Below are 16,405 nucleotides of genomic sequence, written 5' to 3' on the forward strand. Positions count from 1 at the left end.
TTTCCTTTCATGACAGAGCATCCACTCCGGCCGAAGCCGGAGTGGATTTAGGTGAGAGCGCTGTGGGAGACAGCGTCTCAACGACTGGCCTCATCACGGGCTTGGCTCATCTTGCCAGCCAGTGCCTTGAGTGCCTCATTGGCAAAAATATCTTCCAGATCAGCGGAAAGCTTGCGGCGCCAGTTGGGGTATTCGTAACTGGTGCCCGGTACGTTGACCGGCTTGTCCATCTCCAGCCAGTCTTCCAGCTGGGTACTGAACAGGGCACAGCTGCCGCGGGACATGTGGATCTGCAGACCGTGGTTGAGTTCGGTGTTCATGCCGACCCAGTTCACGTCATGACTGATGTTGTCAGAGATGACCTTGTGGGCATGCAAGCTGTCGAGGATCCGCTGTTTGGCCTGGTGACGATCAGCATACAGAGTCTTCAAAACATCTTCATCCGGATACAGACCCAGTTGACGGCCGAGCGCCAGATCATCGCAGTGCCAGAAGCCCTTGAGGGTCGGCATGTCGTGAGTGGTCAGGGCCGACATCGCTTGCTCGGTGTAGTGCGCCGGGGAGATAAAGCCGCCATCTTCCTTGGAGCGCTCGAAGAAGAACACCTTGTAGGAGTGAACGCCGTTCTCTTTCAGGGTCACGTCGATCCCCTCCGGCACGGTGCCCAGATCCTCGCCGATCAGTAGGCACTGATTGCGGTGGGATTCGAGGGCCAGAATGCCCAGCAGATCGTTGACCGGATAGTAGATGTAGGCGCCCTTGGCGGCGGAGGCTCCTGGCGGTACCCACCACAGGCGCAGCAAGGCCATCACGTGGTCGATACGCAGTGCGCCACAGGAGCGCATGTTGGCACGGAACAAGTCCACCATCGGCTGATAGGCCGCTTCGAACAGCTTGTTCGGGTTCATCGGGGGCAGGCCCCAGTTCTGACCAAGCGGGCCGAGAATGTCGGGCGGCGCACCGACCGAGGCTTTCGGGCAGTAGAGATCCTGGTTGGCCCAGATCTCGGTGGAGCCTTCGGATACGCCCACCGCCAGATCCCGGTAGATCCCCATCACCATGCCGGCAGCCTTGGCGCGGGCATCGGCTTGCGCCAGCTGCTCGTCGGCTAGGAACTGCAGATAGAGGTAGAAGTTGACATCTTGCGGGTGCGCGGACATCCAGGCGGCAACGGCAGGATTGTGGTAATCGCGCAGCTCCTGCGGCCATACCGGCCAGCCCCAGGCATTTTCGCCTTTGGCATAGAAGTGGGCCTGCAGGGCATCAAATGCTGCCTGCTGTTGCAGGCTGTCGCCACCGGCGGCCACGAAGGCATCAAAGGCGGCCTGACGCTCGGCGCCAAGGCTGGCTTCGTCGAACACCTGACGCAGCATGCCGAGTTTGGTCTGGATCACGCTGGTGTAATCGACGTTCTCTTTGGCGCGCAGATCGGCCAGATGTTGCTGGAAGGCAGGGCTCGCCACTTCCGCTTTCAGGCGATCGCTCTGCTGGAATTCGGGCACCGCTTCCACATTGATATAGGCCACGTTGAGCCAGCGACGGGAAGAGGGGCTGTAGGGACTGGCGCTCTCAGGATTGGCCGGATAGAGGGCGTGGATAGGGTTGAGGCCGACGAAGTGGGCACCCCAGGCGGCGGCTTTCTCGACCAGCTGGCCCAGATCGCTGAAATCACCGATACCCCAGTTGTGGCGGCTGCGCAGGCAGTAGAGCTGCACGCTCGGGCCCCATACCTTGCGGCCATCGGCAATCGGCGCCTGTTTGTAGCAGGCCTTGGGGGCGACGATGAGGCGCATGGCGGCCAGCGGTTCGTCATTGCCCTCTTCCAGCAACACCAGCTGGTGATAACCCAGCTCTGGGGCCATATCCAGAGTGACGCGATAGGCCTGGCACTCCATCTCTTCAAATTCGGCCACGCCGACCAGCTCACCCTCGATGGGGGTGAATTGACCGGACAGCACTGCACCCTGCTCCTGCTGGAGCTGCCAGGTGAGGGCGTCGTTGACGAATTCGATGGGGAGGCGAACCTCAAGAGTAACGGCGTTGCCGGTGCGAACCACCATCACAGGATCCAGCGCCCGCAGCCAGTGCTGGCGATGCTCCTCTTCCAGCTGCTGCACCAGTGCGGCCTCGTCATCGACGCGGTAGCCCATGGCGCCCAGCATGGCGGCCTTACTCTCTTCTGATACCTGGGCCGGGTGGCCCCAGGCATCGACATACTCGCTGGCGATACCTTTTGCGGCAGCCAGCTGTTCAATCAGGGTGGTCATAGTTTGAGAATTCCCGCTGTGGATTCTATCTATACTATTTTGTTTGATTTTTATGGGGTGGTACTTGAACAGTGGCTCTTTGGCCATGCTAAACCGCGCACATTTTTACATATCTCTGTGAATGGTTGTGTGACCGAGTAGGCACTATTGTTGATATCTGCGCGATGCCACGATCTGGCACTTTTTTCGTCAAAACGTGGTAATCAGTTACATAAACAGAAAATTAATTTCACAGTTTTTCATGATATAGCGCAATTTCAGACAGAATGTTGGTTGACTCACCGGAGAGTTCTAGTAAATTTACAAGCGGAATTTTCTTTGACTACTGAACAGTTAGGTAACTAAATATGACTATCAAAGTAGGTATTAACGGTTTTGGCCGTATCGGTCGTTTCGTATTCCGTCTGGCTTGCGAGCGTGCAGACATCGAAGTTGTTGGCATCAACGACCTGATCGATGTTGACTACATGGCTTACATGCTGAAGTACGATTCAACTCACGGTCGTTTCAACGGTACCGTTGAAGTTAAAGACGGCAACCTGGTTGTAAACGGCAAAACCGTACGTGTTACCGCTGAGCGTGACCCGGCCAACCTGAAGTGGGGCGAAATCGGTGTTGACGTTGTTGCTGAAGCTACCGGTCTGTTCCTGACCGACGAGACTGCTCGTAAGCACATCGCTGCTGGTGCCAAGAAAGTTGTTCTGACTGGCCCGTCCAAAGACTCCACCCCGATGTTCGTAATGGGTGTTAACGACTCTACCTACGCTGGCCAGGACATCGTTTCCAACGCTTCCTGCACCACCAACTGCCTGGCACCGATCGCCAAGGTTCTGAACGATACCTTCGGTATCGAGTCTGGCCTGATGACCACCGTTCACGCTACCACTGCTACCCAGAAGACCGTTGATGGTCCGTCTGCCAAAGACTGGCGCGGTGGCCGCGGTGCGGCTCAGAACATCATCCCGTCCTCTACCGGTGCAGCCAAAGCTGTTGGCGTAGTTATCCCGGAACTGAAAGGCCTGCTGACCGGTATGGCTTTCCGTGTTCCGACTCCGGACGTGTCTGTTGTTGACCTGACCGTTAACCTGAAGAAAGCTGCCACCTACGCAGAAATCTGCGAAGCGATGAAAGCTGCTTCCGAAGGCGCTATGAAAGGCGTTCTGGGCTACACCGAAGACGAAGTTGTATCTACCGACTTCCTGGGTGAGCGTCAGACCTCCGTATTCGACGCCAAGGCTGGTATCCAGCTGAACGACAAATTCGTTAAAGTTGTATCCTGGTACGACAACGAAATGGGCTACTCCAGCAAAGTTCTGGACCTGATCGCTCACATCTCCAAGTAATTTGGGATGCGCAATCGCGTAGCTTGAAAAAGGCGGCCATTGGCCGCCTTTTTGTTTTTCGGTTTCCCCTGATGACAGGAGTCCACATGCAATCCATTCGTCCCCTGACAGCCAATTGCAAGCTTGCCAACAATGCGGCCGGTCTGCCGGTTCTCACCATCAACAACGACTATGCCAAGGCAGAAATCAGCCTGTTTGGCGCCCATGTGCTGAGCTATCAGCGTCATGGCGAGCCAGCCTCCATCTGGTTGAGTGACAAGGCGGTGCTGGATGGCAGCAAGCCTGTTCGCGGTGGTATCCCGATCTGCTGGCCCTGGTTTGGCCCGGCGCCCGCCCGCGTCGGTAGCGGCAAACCCTCCCACGGTTTTGCCCGTACCACCCTCTGGATGCTGGACGGGGTCTCCGATCACGCCGATGGCACGCTTGTTCATCTCTCCCTGCACGACAGCGATGCGACCCGTGCCCTGTGGGATCACTCCTTCGAGCTGGAACTGGACGTGCTGGTGGGCAAAGAGCTTTCGCTGGTGCTGACCACTCGCAACACAGGTGCTCAGCCGTTGACCTATAGCGGTGCGCTGCACACCTATTTGCAGATCAGCGCCCCGGAGGCGGTGAGCGTGAGCGGTCTGGGCGAGCCCTATGCCGACAAGCTGACCGGACAGGATGCCAAGCAGCAGGGTGCATTGACCCTGAGCGGGCCGCTGGATCGGGTCTACTGGCAGCCAGAGGCGCTGGTGAGGGTGCAGGATGGTGAGCGCGAGACCCGGGTAGTGAGCGGCAACCACGACAGCGTAGTGGTCTGGACCCCATGGCTGGAAGGGGCCACCGCCATGGCCGACATGAGCGACGATGGCTATCGCACCATGCTCTGCGTCGAAGCTGCCATTGCCGGCGACGCTGGGGTGACCGTTGCGCCGGATGAAGAGCACAGCCTCTCCACCGTAATCATCTGAGTTGGATTAGGTTCAGATAAATAAAGAGGGCTCCCGCGGGAGCCCTCTTTGCATCTCGTGACGGCGACAATCAGGCGTTGCCCTGAGTCTTGAGCTTGAGTTCGGCGGCGAAATTGAGCATGCGATCGAGGGGGATCAAGGCTTTGACCCGCAGATCTTCATCGACATGGATCTCGTGGCGTTCGGCACCATCGGTGAGGGCCTCCTTGATCGCCACCAGACCGTTCATCGCCATCCAGGGGCAATGGGCGCAGCTGCGGCAGGTAGCGCCATCGCCACCGGTCGGTGCTTCCACCATCTCTTTCTCCGGACAGGCCTGCTGCATCTTGTAGAAGATGCCCCGATCGGTCGCCACGATCAGCTTCTGCTGGGGCAGCTCCTTGGCCGCCTTGATCAGCTGGCTGGTGGAGCCCACCGCATCGGCCAGCTCGATCACCGAGGCGGGGGATTCCGGATGAACCAGCACGGCGGCGTCAGGATTCTGCTCTTTCAGCTCGCGCAGGGCGCGGGCCTTGAACTCGTCGTGGACGATGCAGTGGCCCTGCCAGCGCAGCATCTGCGCCCCGGTCTTCTTCTCGATGTAGGCACCCAGATGGCGATCCGGGCCCCAGATGATCTTGTGGCCCATACTGTCGAGGTGCTCGACGATCTCCAGCGCAATGCTGGAGGTCACCACCCAGTCCGCCCGTGCTTTGACTGCGGCCGAGGTATTGGCATAGACCACCACGGTGTGGTCGGGATTGGCATCGCAGAAGGCGGAGAACTGCTCGATGGGACAGCCCAGATCGAGGGAGCATTCGGCCTCCAGAGTCGGCATCAGCACCCGTTTGTGAGGGCTCAGGATCTTGGAGGTTTCCCCCATGAAGCGCACCCCGGCGACAATCAGGGTCTGCGCCTCGTGATCGCGACCAAAGCGGGCCATCTCCAGCGAGTCACCGACGAAACCGCCGGTGGCTTCGGCCAGCGCCTGGATCTCGGGATCCGTGTAGTAGTGGGCAACCAGTACCGCCTTGCGCTCCTTGAGCAGCGCCTTGATTTCTGTGGTCAAGGTCGTTCTCTGCTCGGCACTCAGGGGAAGAGGTTTGGCCGGAAAGGGGTAGTCCATTGCGACTACCGGCGGGACACTGCTCAGTGCATTGCTCATTGCGACTGTTCCATCAACGCTCGGGAAGGCAAAAATTATAACCAGAAGCCAGCCACAAACCCATCAACAAATCGGGTGAAGCGCAAGTGGGCGAATATACTCAAGTAATTCGTTGTTATTCTGCCATAAGGAGTTGTCGCATGAAGCAACGTTCCCTCAAGTTCAAGCTGTTGTGCCTTACCATGGGGCTGTTTCTGCTGACCGGGCTGGCCATGACCCTGCTGCAATCGGCCTCTTTCAGTTCCCTTCGCAACATGGTGATGACCCAGACCAGCGATGCACTGGAAGAGGAGGTCTCCCGCAGCCTGCAGTATCAGGCGGAGCGCTATGCCATCCAGATTGCCTCGCTGATGCAGAACTCCTATCAGATCCCCCTGACCGTGACCGCCCAGATTGAAGCCGGTATGGCCAAACCGGAACTGCGGCTGTCACGGCCCCAAGTGGAGTCTCTGCTCGGCAGCAGCCTGCAGCAGGCGAGCGGGATCAGCTCCATTTATGCCCAGTTTGAACCGGATGGCTATGATGGCGAGGATGGCAACTGGCTGGGCGGGGCCAGCCACTCGGTGGCAGGAAAGGGGAGTCTGGAGGTCTATTTCACCAAGGATCAGGGAGGGGCAGTCGCCCAGCAAGCGGTGGACGCCGCCGCCAGTGAGGCCAAGTTTGATACCTCCCTCAACGAGTTTGGCATTCGCAACAGCGAGTGGTATCTCTGTGGTCGCGATACCCGCCAGCCCTGCCTGATGGAGCCCTACCTCTACGAAATCAGTCCGGGCAACAAGATGCTGATGACCAGTCTGACGGTGCCCGTGCTGCGTGACGGCAAGTTTGTCGGGCTGGCCGGTGTGGATATGAACCTGCCCATTTTTCAGCAACTGGCTGAAAACCTTGGCAAGAGCCTCTATGACAACAAGGCGGATGTGACTCTGGTCAGCAAGATGGGGCTGATTGTGGGCAGCAACCGCTATGCCGACAAGCTGGGCCGTCCACTCAAGGAGGTGGGCCTGACCCTGCCTGACGGTCAGCCGGTCAGTAGCGACAGTGACTTTATTCTTCATCAGCCCATCCGGGTTGAGGCCGCCAATACCCAGTGGTGGTTGATGATCAAGGTGCCCAAGGCTCTGGCGCTGAGCAAGGCGCACGCCATCAGCAATGAACTGGGCACCCTGCTTGTGGATGCCCAGCGGCAGCAGATCATCGCCATGGGCGGGATTACCCTGTTGGTGCTGGGCTTGCTGGTCTGGTTTATTCAGACCATCACAGCGCCGCTTTCTCTTATCAGCCGCCATGTGGGCCATCTCTCCAGCAACGAGGGGGACCTGACCCAGCAGATGGAGATCGACACCCATCAGGAGCTGATCGATCTGGGGGCCCAGCTCAATGCCTTCCTTGGCAAGCTGCGGGGCATGGTGCAAATGAGCAAGGGGATCGGTCAGCAGGTCTACCAGCAGGCGCGGGAGATGAAACATACCGCCGACACCATGCGCAACAGTCTGGACGAGCAGAATCTGGAGCTGGAGAGCGTGGTGAGCGCAATGCACCAGATGAGTACCACGGCAGTCAGTGTGGCAGGTTATGCCGAGCAGGCAGCACAGGAGTCGGAAGCGGCGACCCACCACATCAATACCGCCCAGCAGACCCTCAGCAACGCCCGCAACGAGATCCATACTCTGGTCGGCGATATGCATGAGGCGGATAAAGCAGTGGCGCTGGTGGCCCAGCGCAGCACCAATATCAGCCGGATCCTCGATGTGATCCGCGCCATTGCCGAGCAAACCAACTTGCTGGCCCTCAACGCCGCCATCGAAGCGGCGCGGGCGGGTGACATGGGGCGTGGCTTTGCGGTGGTGGCGGACGAGGTACGGGCGCTGGCGACCAAAACTCGTGAATCGACCGACGAGATTGGCCAGCTGATTGGCAGCCTGCAGACCGAGGTGAGCAGCAGTCAGCGTCTGATGAATACCGGCATCGAGCGCTCCACCACCACGGTGCAGGGTACCGAGCAGGCGTTCGAGGCGCTCAATCGGGTGGTGGCCCAGATCCAGCAGATCCACGACCACATCAGTCAGGTAGCCACCGCCGCCGAGCAGCAGAGCGCGGTGAGCGATACCATCAACCAGAACCTGATGCGGATCGGCGATACCGCCAATGTGATCGGGCAGGAGGCCAGCTCCAGCCATCAACTGAGCGAGGCGCTGGAGCAAGCTGCCACGGCGCTCGCCAGTCAGCTTGATCGGCTGCGTACCTGAGTGGCCGCCAGAGAGACAAAAGCCCGCGAGCGATCGCGGGCTTTTTTATCACTCGATGGCAGAGCGGAGTCAGTTGCGGGGTTCAACCAGCAGGATGTGGGAGTCGGCCCCCACTACCCTGACCTTGCTGCCCGCCGGCAGCGACTCGTCACAGCGCACCGTCCAGACCGTATCGTCCAGATGCACCCGACTGGTGCCTTGGGCGACATCATCCAGCAGGGTCAGCTCGCGGCCCATATAGCTTTGCATCCGCTCGTTGATGGTGCTGGCGGCATCCTGACCCGAGTTGTCACGCTGGTGCTGCCAGCGCCACCAGGCCCAGGTGGTGAGCAGGGATTGCACCGCAAACAGCAGCAACTGCGCCTGCCAGCCAAAGGGCCAGATCAGCAGCAGCAGGCCCACTTCCAGTGCGGCGATGCCGGTCCAGAGCAAAAAGCCCACCGAGCCGAGCACCTCGATGGCCAGCAGAATGAAGCCGAGCCCCAGCCAGTGCCAGTGGGTCAGCCCCTCGAAAAGGGCTGTCATGACTTGCTGCCCTTGCCATCTTTGTTGAACAGCTCGGCCATACCAGCCACCGAGCCAATCAGGCTGCCCGCTTCCAGCGGCATCATGATGATCTTGCTATTGGGGCCTTCACCGATGCGGGCCAGTGCCTCGGTATATTTCTGGGCCACGAAGTAGTTGATGGCCTGCAGGTCTCCTTCCGCAATCGCTTGGGAAACCATGTGGGTCGCCTTGGCTTCCGCCTCGGCTGCCCGCTCCCGCGCTTCGGCGGCGAGGAAGGCGGCCTGACGCTCACCTTCGGCTTTGAGGATCTGGGACTGCTTCTCCCCTTCCGCTTTCAGGATTTTGGACTGGCGCACCCCTTCGGCCTCCAGTACCTCGGCCCGTTTCTGGCGCTCGGCCTTCATCTGGGCGTTCATCGCGTCGACCAGCGCCAGCGGCGGGCGCACATCTTTAATCTCGATGCGGGTCACCTTGATGCCCCAGGGGGCGGTGGCGGCATCCATGGTGCGCAGCAGTTTCTCGTTGATGGTGTCGCGCTGGGAGAGCATCTCGTCCAGCTCCATGGCGCCGAGCACGGTGCGCATATTGGTCATGGTGAGATTGCGGATGGCGCTGGTGAGATCGTTGACCTCGTAACCCGCTTTGCGGGCATCCACCACCTGCACAAAGCTGATGGCGTCGATGGTGACGTTGGCGTTGTCGCGGGAGATCACCTCTTGTGCCGGGATATCCAGCACCTGCTCCATCATGATGATCTTGTGGCCGACCCTATCCACGTAGGGGATCAACAGGTTGAGACCCGGGGTCAGGGTGCGGGTGTAGCGGCCGAAGCGCTCCACCGTCCAGTTGTAGCCCTGGGGCACTATCTTGATGCCCGCGCTCAGGGTGGCGAGCACCAGGAACACGAAAATCCCTAGCACAATCAATGATTCATTCATCATTTAGCTCCTTATGAAACACAGTCCCTAGCCTATGGTCTGGCGTCAGGTACCACAAGTGACTTCGTACGCCTTTGTCATGAATTGGCTTTGCTAATTACCAAAACGCATTAAAAAGCATTTTTTATTATTTTGAGGGATAAGCTGCCCTGCCTATAGTCGCCCCATATTAGTCGTGTTCCGAGGGATGGGCCGAAATGGATTATTTACCTATGTTTGCCAAGTTGGAAGGCCGCCCGGTACTGCTGGTGGGTGGGGGCGAGGTTGCCCTGCGCAAGGCGCGCCTGCTGCTGGCGGCCGGTGCCCGGCTGACCCTGGTCTCCCCGGAGCTTGAACCGGAATTTGCGGAATTCACCGGTCGTTTCACCCATCTGGCGGAGCGTTTCACCCCGGCCCATCTGGCAGGTCAGATCCTGGTCGTTGCCGCTACAGACAACCTCGAAGTCAACGCCCTCGTTTATCAGAGTGCCAACCAGCTAGGTCTGTTCGTCAACGTTGTGGATGACCCCAAGCGTTCCAGCTTTATCTTCCCCTCGATCATCGATCGCTCGCCGCTGATGGTGGCGGTCTCCAGCGGCGGCAAGGCGCCGGTGCTGGTGCGCCTGCTGCGCGAGCGGCTGGAGAGCCTGCTGCCGCGCCATCTTGGCGGGCTGACCGAGCTCTCAGGTCGGGTCCGTGACAAGGCCAAGCGGGTGCTCTCATCGATTTCCGATCGCCGCCGCTTCTGGGAGCGCGCCTTTGCCTCCAACACCCTCGCCAGCCTGATTGAAAAAGAGGATTGGCAAGGAGCCGAGCAGTGGCTGAGCGATGGCCTCGACCAGGCGAAAAGCGAAGTGGGCGAGGTGGTGCTGGTCGGCGCGGGCCCCGGCGATCCGGGCCTCTTGACCCTCAAGGCGCTGCAACAGATTCAACAGGCTGAAGTGGTGCTCTACGACCAGCTGGTCTCGCCTGAGATCCTCGATCTGGTGCGCCGCGATGCCACTCTGGTGTCGGTCGGCAAGAAGGCGGGCGCCCACAGCGTGCCGCAGGAGGAGACCAATCGCCTGCTGGTGGAATACGCCAAGGCGGGCAACCGGGTGGTGCGGCTCAAAGGAGGCGATCCCTTTATGTTTGGCCGGGGTGGCGAGGAGCTGGAAGTGCTGGCCGACGAAGGAATCCCCTTCTCGGTGGTGCCCGGCATCACGGCCGCCGCCGGTGCCACCGCCTATGCCGGCATTCCGCTCACTCACCGTGATTACGCCCAGAGCGCCGTCTTTATTACTGGCCACTGCCAAAAAGAGGGCAAGGAGCCCGACTGGCAGCAGCTCGCCGCCACCAGTCAGACCCTGGTCATCTACATGGGGCTGATGCGCTCCGAGCATATCCAGCAGCAGTTGGTGGATCACGGCCGAAGCCAAGCCACCCCCATCGCCATCATCGAGCGCGGCACCACATCCCGCCAGCGGGTGCTGACCGGCACGCTGGCCGACTTGGCCGAGCTGGCCAAACAGGCGGTGAGCCCGTCGCTTATCGTCATCGGCGAAGTGGTCGCCCTGCGCGAGCGGCTGGCCTGGTTTGGAGAAAAAAGCGGCGAGCAGCAGCGCGCTAACCCGGATCTCGATGGCTGCGACCTCAAGCTGGTGCAGCTGGCCTGACCGAGAAAGAGATATTTGATGCGGCTGCCGGTGCGGCCGCGCACTGAACCACCCAGCGCCTTGAGCAGGCGCATAAGCAATGACCCGAGGACCAACATGGACCGTGAAAGATTGACGCACTTGCAGCAGCTGGAAGCCGAGAGCATCCATATCATCCGCGAGGTGGCTGCCGAATTTGAAAACCCGGTGATGATGTACTCCATCGGCAAGGACTCCTCCGTCATGCTGCACCTGGCCCGCAAGGCCTTCTATCCGGGCAAGATCCCGTTCCCCTTGCTCCACGTCGACACCGATTGGAAGTTCAAGGAGATGATCAAGTTCCGCGACGAGACCGCCAGGAAGTACGGGCTGGATCTGATCGTCCACAAGAACCCGGATGGCCTCGCCATGGGCATCAACCCCTTCGTCCACGGCAGTGGCAAGCACACCGATATCATGAAGACCGAGGGGCTCAAGCAGGCGCTCAACAAATATGGCTTCGATGCCGCCTTTGGTGGCGCCCGTCGCGACGAGGAGAAGTCCCGCGCCAAGGAGCGGGTCTACTCCTTCCGTGACAAGTCTCACCGCTGGGATCCCAAGAACCAGCGCCCGGAGCTGTGGCGGGTCTACAACAGCCAGGTCAACAAGGGGGAGAGCATCCGGGTGTTCCCGCTCTCCAACTGGACCGAGCTCGACATCTGGCAATACATCTATCTGGAAAAGATCGACATCGTGCCGCTCTACTTCGCCGCTTACCGTCCGGTGGTGGAGCGTAACGGCATCAAGATCATGGTGGATGACGAGCGCATGCCGCTGACCACCGAGGATGAGGTGAAGCAGGAGCTGGTGCGCTTCCGCACCCTCGGTTGCTACCCGCTCACCGGGGCCATCGAATCCGATGCCACCACCTTGCCGGAAATTATTGAAGAGATGCTGCTCACCACTTCGAGCGAGCGGCAAGGGCGGCTGATTGACCACGATCAGGCCGGCTCCATGGAGCAGAAGAAGCGTCAGGGATATTTCTAAGGAGTCGTCAGCATGAACAGCCATATTCAGACCGCCATCACCGAACAGGGCATCGAAGCCTATCTGCACGCCCAGCAGCACAAGAGTCTGCTGCGTTTTCTCACCTGCGGCAGCGTGGATGACGGCAAGAGCACCCTTATCGGTCGCCTGCTGCACGACTCCCAGCAGATTTATGAAGATCAGCTCAAAGCGCTGGAGTCCGACAGCCAGAAGCTTGGCACCACAGGTGAGAAGCTGGACTTGGCGCTGCTGGTCGACGGCCTGCAGGCGGAGCGCGAGCAGGGCATCACCATCGACGTGGCCTACCGCTATTTTTCCACCGCCAAGCGCAAATTTATCATCTCGGATACCCCGGGCCATGAGCAGTACACCCGCAACATGGCCACTGGCGCCTCCACCTGCGATCTGGCCATCATTCTGATCGACGCTCGCAAAGGGGTGCTGGATCAGACCCGCCGCCACAGCTTTATTGCGAGCCTGCTTGGCATCAAGCAGTTCGTGGTGGCGGTCAACAAGATGGATCTGGTGGAGTTCAGTCAGGAGGTGTTCGAGCGCATCAGTGCCGATTACCGCGAGTTCGCCAAAAAGCTCAGCGTCGACACCATCCATATCGTGCCGGTCTCGGCGCTGGACGGTGACAACGTGGTCAACCAGAGCGACAAGCTGGCTTGGTACGAAGGCGAAACCCTGCTGGCTCTGCTCGAGTCGGCAGAAGTGGAGCGCGAGCTGGAGCGTCATCCGGTGCGCCTGCCGGTGCAGTATGTGAACCGCCCCAACCTCGATTTTCGCGGCTTCGCGGGGACGCTGGCCTCTGGCATTCTGCGGGTGGGCGACAAGCTGGCGGTGCTGCCGTCGGGCAAGGAGAGTACCGTGACCCGCATCGTCACCTTCGACGGCGATCTGGAGTACGCCCTGCCGGGTCAGGCCATCACAGTCACCTTTGCTGACGAGATCGATATCAGCCGCGGCGACCTGCTGGTGGATGCCGCCAAACGGCCGCAAGTGACCCAGAATGTGCTGGCCCATATCGTCTGGATGGGGGAAGAGTCCCTGCAACCGGGCCGGGTCTACGACGTCAAACTGGCCACCAAGAAGAGTCGCGGTCAGGTGGAGGCCATCCGCCACCGCATCGAGATCAACAAGCTCGACGAGCTGCCCGCCAGCGAACTCAAGCTCAACGAGATCGGCCTGTGCGAGCTGAGCCTCACCGACCCGGTGGCGTTCGACCCGTATCAGGAGATCCGCGATACCGGCAGCTTTATCCTGATCGACCGGCTGACCAACGTCACCGTCGGCGCCGGCATGATAGTGGAAGGCTTGGCCGCCAAAGCGGTAAAAGGGCACTACAGCGAGTTCGAAATCGAGCTCAACGCGCTGGTGCGCAAGCACTTCCCGCACTGGCAAGCCCTTGCCATCGGTAACGACACAAGCAAGGAGTAAGCCCATGACCTGGCAACAATTCCTGGTGCTGGGTCTGCTGGCTGCTCTCGTGGCCCTGCTGATCCAGGGCAAACTCCGCCCGGCGCTGCTCTTCTCGGGCGCCGTGCTCATTACCTACCTGAGCGGGCTGGCGGATATCAATGCCGTGGTGGCGGGTTACACCAACAGTGCCCTGCTGACGCTGGTGCTGTTGCTGCTGGTGTCGCTGGCGGTGGAGAAGACCCGCATCATGAGCTGGTTCGCCAATCTGGTGGGCACGGGTTCATTCAACAAGGTGCTGGTGAAGGTGTGGTTCTCCACCGCCTTCCTGTCGGCCTTCGTCAACAACACCGCCGTGGTGGCCTCCATGCTGGGAGCGGTCAAACGCAACCCCAACCATGCGCCGTCGCGGCTGCTACTGCCCATGTGCTTCGCGGCCACCTTTGGCGGCGTGCTGACCCTGATCGGCACCTCCACCAACCTTATCGTCAACAGCTTCCTCATCAAGATGGGGGCGCCGCCGCTCGGCATGTTCGACTTCTTTATGGTGGGGGCGGGTACCCTGCTGACCGGTCTGGTGGCCGTGCTGTTGTTTGCCCGTCACCTGCCGGAGCAGGACACCGAGATGAGCCGCGAATCCGGCTACTTTCTCGAAGCCAAGGTGGGCGCCGGTTCGCCGCTGGCGGGGCGCAGCGTCAAGGAGAACGGCCTGCGCAGCCTGAAAAGCCTCTATCTGGCGGAAATCATTCGCGGCGAGCAGGTGATCTGCCCGGTGCAGCCGGAACACGAGCTGCACGAAGGGGACGTGCTGCTGTTTTGCGGCGATGTGGAGAGCGTCGGCGTGTTGCAGGAGATGAAGGGGTTGGATCTCTACGGCCAGCACCGCCTCAACGGCCAGCATCTGGTGGAGGTGATCGTCAGCCACAGCTCGCGGCTGGTGGGTCAGACCATCAAGGATGCCGAATTCCGTACCCACTTCGATGCGGTGGTATTGGCGGTGCGCCGCGGCGAAACCCAGCTCACCGGTGGCCTCGGCCAGATTGAGCTGCATGCCGGTGATACCCTGCTGCTGGCCCCCGGCCCCCAGTTTGCCCGCAACAAGTCGCTGGGGCGGGAGTTTGTGGTGGTGAGCGGGCTGGAAGCCTCCACCCGTCTCGATGGCAAGCGTAGCGCCGCCGTGGTGCTGGGTTTTCTCGGGGTGCTGGCGCTTTCGGTATTCGATCTGGTGCCGCTGTTCAAGGGCTTGCTGCTGATGCTGGTGGCGCTGCTGCTTACCCGCATTCTGACTCTGGACGAGATCCGCCGCCGCTTTCCGCTGGATATTTGGCTGGTGGTGGGCGGGGCGCTCGCCATCGCCGATCAGCTGGAAAAGAGCGGGCTGGCCAAGCTTATCGCCGACTGGCTGATGGGGGAGTTTAACGGTGCCAGCCCCATCATCGCCTTTATCGGTATTTATGTGTTTACGTTGGTGCTGACCGAGCTGATGAGCAACAACGCCGCCGCCGCACTGGCCTTCCCCATGGGTTACCAGCTGGCGCTCAGCATGGATGTCTCGACCATGCCGTTTATTCTGGCGGTGCTGTTCGGGGCGAGCTCCAGCTTTATCCTGCCCTACGGCTACCAGACCAACCTGATGGTCTATGCCGCGGGCAACTACAGGATGCCGGACTACCTCAAGCTGGCCCTGCCGGTCTCGCTGGCCTATAGCCTCGGGGTGATTGTGATGGTGCCCCTGCTGTTTCCGTTTTAAGGCGTGAGCGCCAATCAAGGCGTGTTGGGTGAGCAATACCATGGCATCAGCACCTTGTCGGCGGATAGTCCGAGGCGGCACCCTGTGGTTCCGGACCGTTTAAGTTTTGAGGCGTGAGCGCCAAGCAAGGAGTGTGGGATGAGCAATATCGTGTGGCACAAACATGTAGTGGACAAACAGAGCCGGGCCGAGCTTAAAGGGCAAAAGCCGCTGGTGATCTGGTTTACCGGGCTTTCGGGGGCAGGCAAATCCACCCTGGCGGGGGCGCTGGAGCAGGCGCTGGCCGCCGAGGGCAAGCACACCTATCTGCTCGATGGCGACAATGTGCGCCACGGCCTCTGTGGCGATCTCGGTTTCGATGATGCCGCGCGGCAGGAGAATATCCGCCGGGTCGGCGAAGTGGCGAAACTGATGGTGGATGCGGGCCTTATCGTGCTCACCGCCTTTATCTCACCGTTTCGAGCCGAGCGGGAGCTGGTGCGCAGTCTCTTGGGTGAAGGGGAGTTTGTCGAAGTCTTTGTCGATGCGCCGCTCGCCATCTGTGAAGAGCGCGACCCCAAGGGGCTCTACAAGAAGGCTAGGGCAGGGGAAATTCGCAATTTCACCGGTATCGACTCCGCCTACGAGGCACCGGAGCAGCCGGAAGTCCATCTGCTGAACGCCGGCAAGTCGGTCGCTGCGCTGGTGGATGAGCTGCTGACCGCCTTGCGGCAGGGGAACTACCTGTAGCTGGTGAGTGGGCCGTTTTACACAGGGAGCTGAATTGTTATCTCGGCGCGGTTATTCGCGATTGTCCGAATACGCTGCGCTATTCGAACCTACGGGCTGGTGGATTGGACCGGTCGGGCTATCAGAACGGATAAACGTGGCCATATTCCGGAAAAGCTAGCTCCCATTCTTCAACGGCTGGGCCTTGATAAGGTTCAGTGGTTAAGACAAGTGACACTGTTTCGGCGGCAGGGTATCAGGGTTGTGGGTGACAAGGCGCAGTGCCAGCGTTACGCGGCACATTGTGGCCAGCGACGATGTCACCAACCTTCACTTTGAGCAGCGGCACACCACTTTGATTCCCCTGCATCGCCTTTGATGCGATGGCAGGAGCTGGCTGAAAAACCACTTTTTAAGCCAAAATCGCAAGCTTTCCTCTTCTCTGAACCGAAGCCCTCAATGATAGTGCTATCACGGCAGCCACCGCCAGC

Annotated in this window: 12 protein-coding genes; 8 read left to right on the forward strand and 4 right to left on the reverse strand. The window is 60.1% G+C overall.

Translation table 11 applies throughout. The features are described 5' to 3' along the window. Positions 1–77: 77 nt before the first annotated feature. The gene (malQ, locus tag AACT07_RS19990; RefSeq protein WP_069529708.1) at positions 78–2,267 is read right to left on the reverse strand and encodes a 4-alpha-glucanotransferase; all 2,190 of its coding nucleotides are present in this window, start codon (positions 2,265–2,267) and stop codon (positions 78–80) included. Between the two features lie 347 nt (positions 2,268–2,614). Between malQ and gap the strand changes: the two genes are divergently transcribed. Both gap and AACT07_RS20000 read left to right on the forward strand, forming a co-directional pair. Then, on the forward strand, positions 2,615–3,610 hold the full coding sequence (gene gap / locus AACT07_RS19995) for a type I glyceraldehyde-3-phosphate dehydrogenase (protein ID WP_069529710.1): 996 nt from the start codon (positions 2,615–2,617) through the stop codon (positions 3,608–3,610). Positions 3,611–3,696: 86 nt separating this feature from the next. Beyond that, positions 3,697–4,563: a D-hexose-6-phosphate mutarotase gene (locus AACT07_RS20000; protein ID WP_069529712.1), complete on the forward strand. Its 867-nt coding sequence runs from the start codon at positions 3,697–3,699 to the stop codon at positions 4,561–4,563. Between the two features lie 70 nt (positions 4,564–4,633). On the opposite strand, the gene nadA is transcribed toward AACT07_RS20000, so the two are convergent. Next, positions 4,634–5,707, reverse strand: coding sequence for a quinolinate synthase NadA (gene nadA / locus AACT07_RS20005; protein WP_069529714.1), 1,074 nt, complete (start codon positions 5,705–5,707; stop codon positions 4,634–4,636). A 140-nt stretch (positions 5,708–5,847) separates the two neighbouring features. On the opposite strand from nadA, the gene AACT07_RS20010 reads away from it, so the two are divergent. Then, positions 5,848–7,953: a methyl-accepting chemotaxis protein gene (locus tag AACT07_RS20010; protein WP_069529715.1), complete on the forward strand. Its 2,106-nt coding sequence runs from the start codon at positions 5,848–5,850 to the stop codon at positions 7,951–7,953. Between the two features lie 69 nt (positions 7,954–8,022). Here the strand turns inward: AACT07_RS20010 and AACT07_RS20015 are convergent, their stop codons facing one another. Both AACT07_RS20015 and AACT07_RS20020 read right to left on the reverse strand, forming a co-directional pair. Further along, entirely contained in the window at positions 8,023–8,478 is a 456-nt protein-coding gene (locus AACT07_RS20015; protein ID WP_069529717.1) for an NfeD family protein, read from the reverse strand. Further along, complete coding sequence (locus tag AACT07_RS20020) at positions 8,475–9,398, reverse strand: SPFH domain-containing protein (protein ID WP_069529718.1); 924 nt, start codon at positions 9,396–9,398, stop codon at positions 8,475–8,477. Before AACT07_RS20020 ends, AACT07_RS20015 begins: the two co-directional genes overlap by 4 nt. A 197-nt stretch (positions 9,399–9,595) precedes the next feature. On the opposite strand from AACT07_RS20020, the gene cysG reads away from it, so the two are divergent. The 5 genes from cysG to cysC all read left to right on the forward strand — a co-directional run bounded on the left by cysG (position 9,596) and on the right by cysC (position 15,935). Further along, a complete protein-coding gene (gene cysG, locus AACT07_RS20025; RefSeq protein WP_069529720.1) occupies positions 9,596–11,032 on the forward strand; it encodes a siroheme synthase CysG in 1,437 nt (478 codons plus the stop codon). Between the two features lie 72 nt (positions 11,033–11,104). Then, on the forward strand, positions 11,105–12,037 hold the full coding sequence (gene cysD / locus AACT07_RS20030) for a sulfate adenylyltransferase subunit CysD (protein ID WP_445206776.1): 933 nt from the start codon (positions 11,105–11,107) through the stop codon (positions 12,035–12,037). A gap of 12 nt (positions 12,038–12,049) precedes the next feature. After that, entirely contained in the window at positions 12,050–13,477 is a 1,428-nt protein-coding gene (gene cysN / locus AACT07_RS20035; protein ID WP_069529722.1) for a sulfate adenylyltransferase subunit CysN, read from the forward strand. Positions 13,478–13,481: 4 nt separating this feature from the next. Continuing rightward, a complete protein-coding gene (locus AACT07_RS20040) occupies positions 13,482–15,206 on the forward strand; it encodes an SLC13 family permease (RefSeq protein ID WP_069529724.1) in 1,725 nt (574 codons plus the stop codon). A gap of 138 nt (positions 15,207–15,344) precedes the next feature. Further along, positions 15,345–15,935, forward strand: a complete 591-nt coding sequence (cysC, locus tag AACT07_RS20045; RefSeq protein WP_069529725.1) for an adenylyl-sulfate kinase — start codon at positions 15,345–15,347, stop codon at positions 15,933–15,935. The last annotated feature ends 470 nt before the right edge of the window (positions 15,936–16,405 follow it).

This window comes from Aeromonas sp. ANP5 (assembly GCF_963870295.1).
GTDB classification, from domain to species: Bacteria; Pseudomonadota; Gammaproteobacteria; order Enterobacterales; family Aeromonadaceae; genus Aeromonas; species Aeromonas veronii.

Coding starts and splice junctions, on each gene's coding strand:
- cysG (WP_069529720.1), top strand. CDS start 9,596: ATGGATTATTTACCTATGTTTGCCAAGTTGGAAGGCCGCCCGGTACTG.
- AACT07_RS20015 (WP_069529717.1), bottom strand. CDS start 8,478: ATGACAGCCCTTTTCGAGGGGCTGACCCACTGGCACTGGCTGGGGCTC.
- AACT07_RS20040 (WP_069529724.1), top strand. CDS start 13,482: ATGACCTGGCAACAATTCCTGGTGCTGGGTCTGCTGGCTGCTCTCGTG.
- AACT07_RS20010 (WP_069529715.1), top strand. CDS start 5,848: ATGAAGCAACGTTCCCTCAAGTTCAAGCTGTTGTGCCTTACCATGGGG.
- gap (WP_069529710.1), top strand. CDS start 2,615: ATGACTATCAAAGTAGGTATTAACGGTTTTGGCCGTATCGGTCGTTTC.
- cysC (WP_069529725.1), top strand. CDS start 15,345: ATGAGCAATATCGTGTGGCACAAACATGTAGTGGACAAACAGAGCCGG.
- malQ (WP_069529708.1), bottom strand. CDS start 2,267: ATGACCACCCTGATTGAACAGCTGGCTGCCGCAAAAGGTATCGCCAGC.
- AACT07_RS20000 (WP_069529712.1), top strand. CDS start 3,697: ATGCAATCCATTCGTCCCCTGACAGCCAATTGCAAGCTTGCCAACAAT.
- nadA (WP_069529714.1), bottom strand. CDS start 5,707: ATGAGCAATGCACTGAGCAGTGTCCCGCCGGTAGTCGCAATGGACTAC.
- AACT07_RS20020 (WP_069529718.1), bottom strand. CDS start 9,398: ATGAATGAATCATTGATTGTGCTAGGGATTTTCGTGTTCCTGGTGCTC.
- cysN (WP_069529722.1), top strand. CDS start 12,050: ATGAACAGCCATATTCAGACCGCCATCACCGAACAGGGCATCGAAGCC.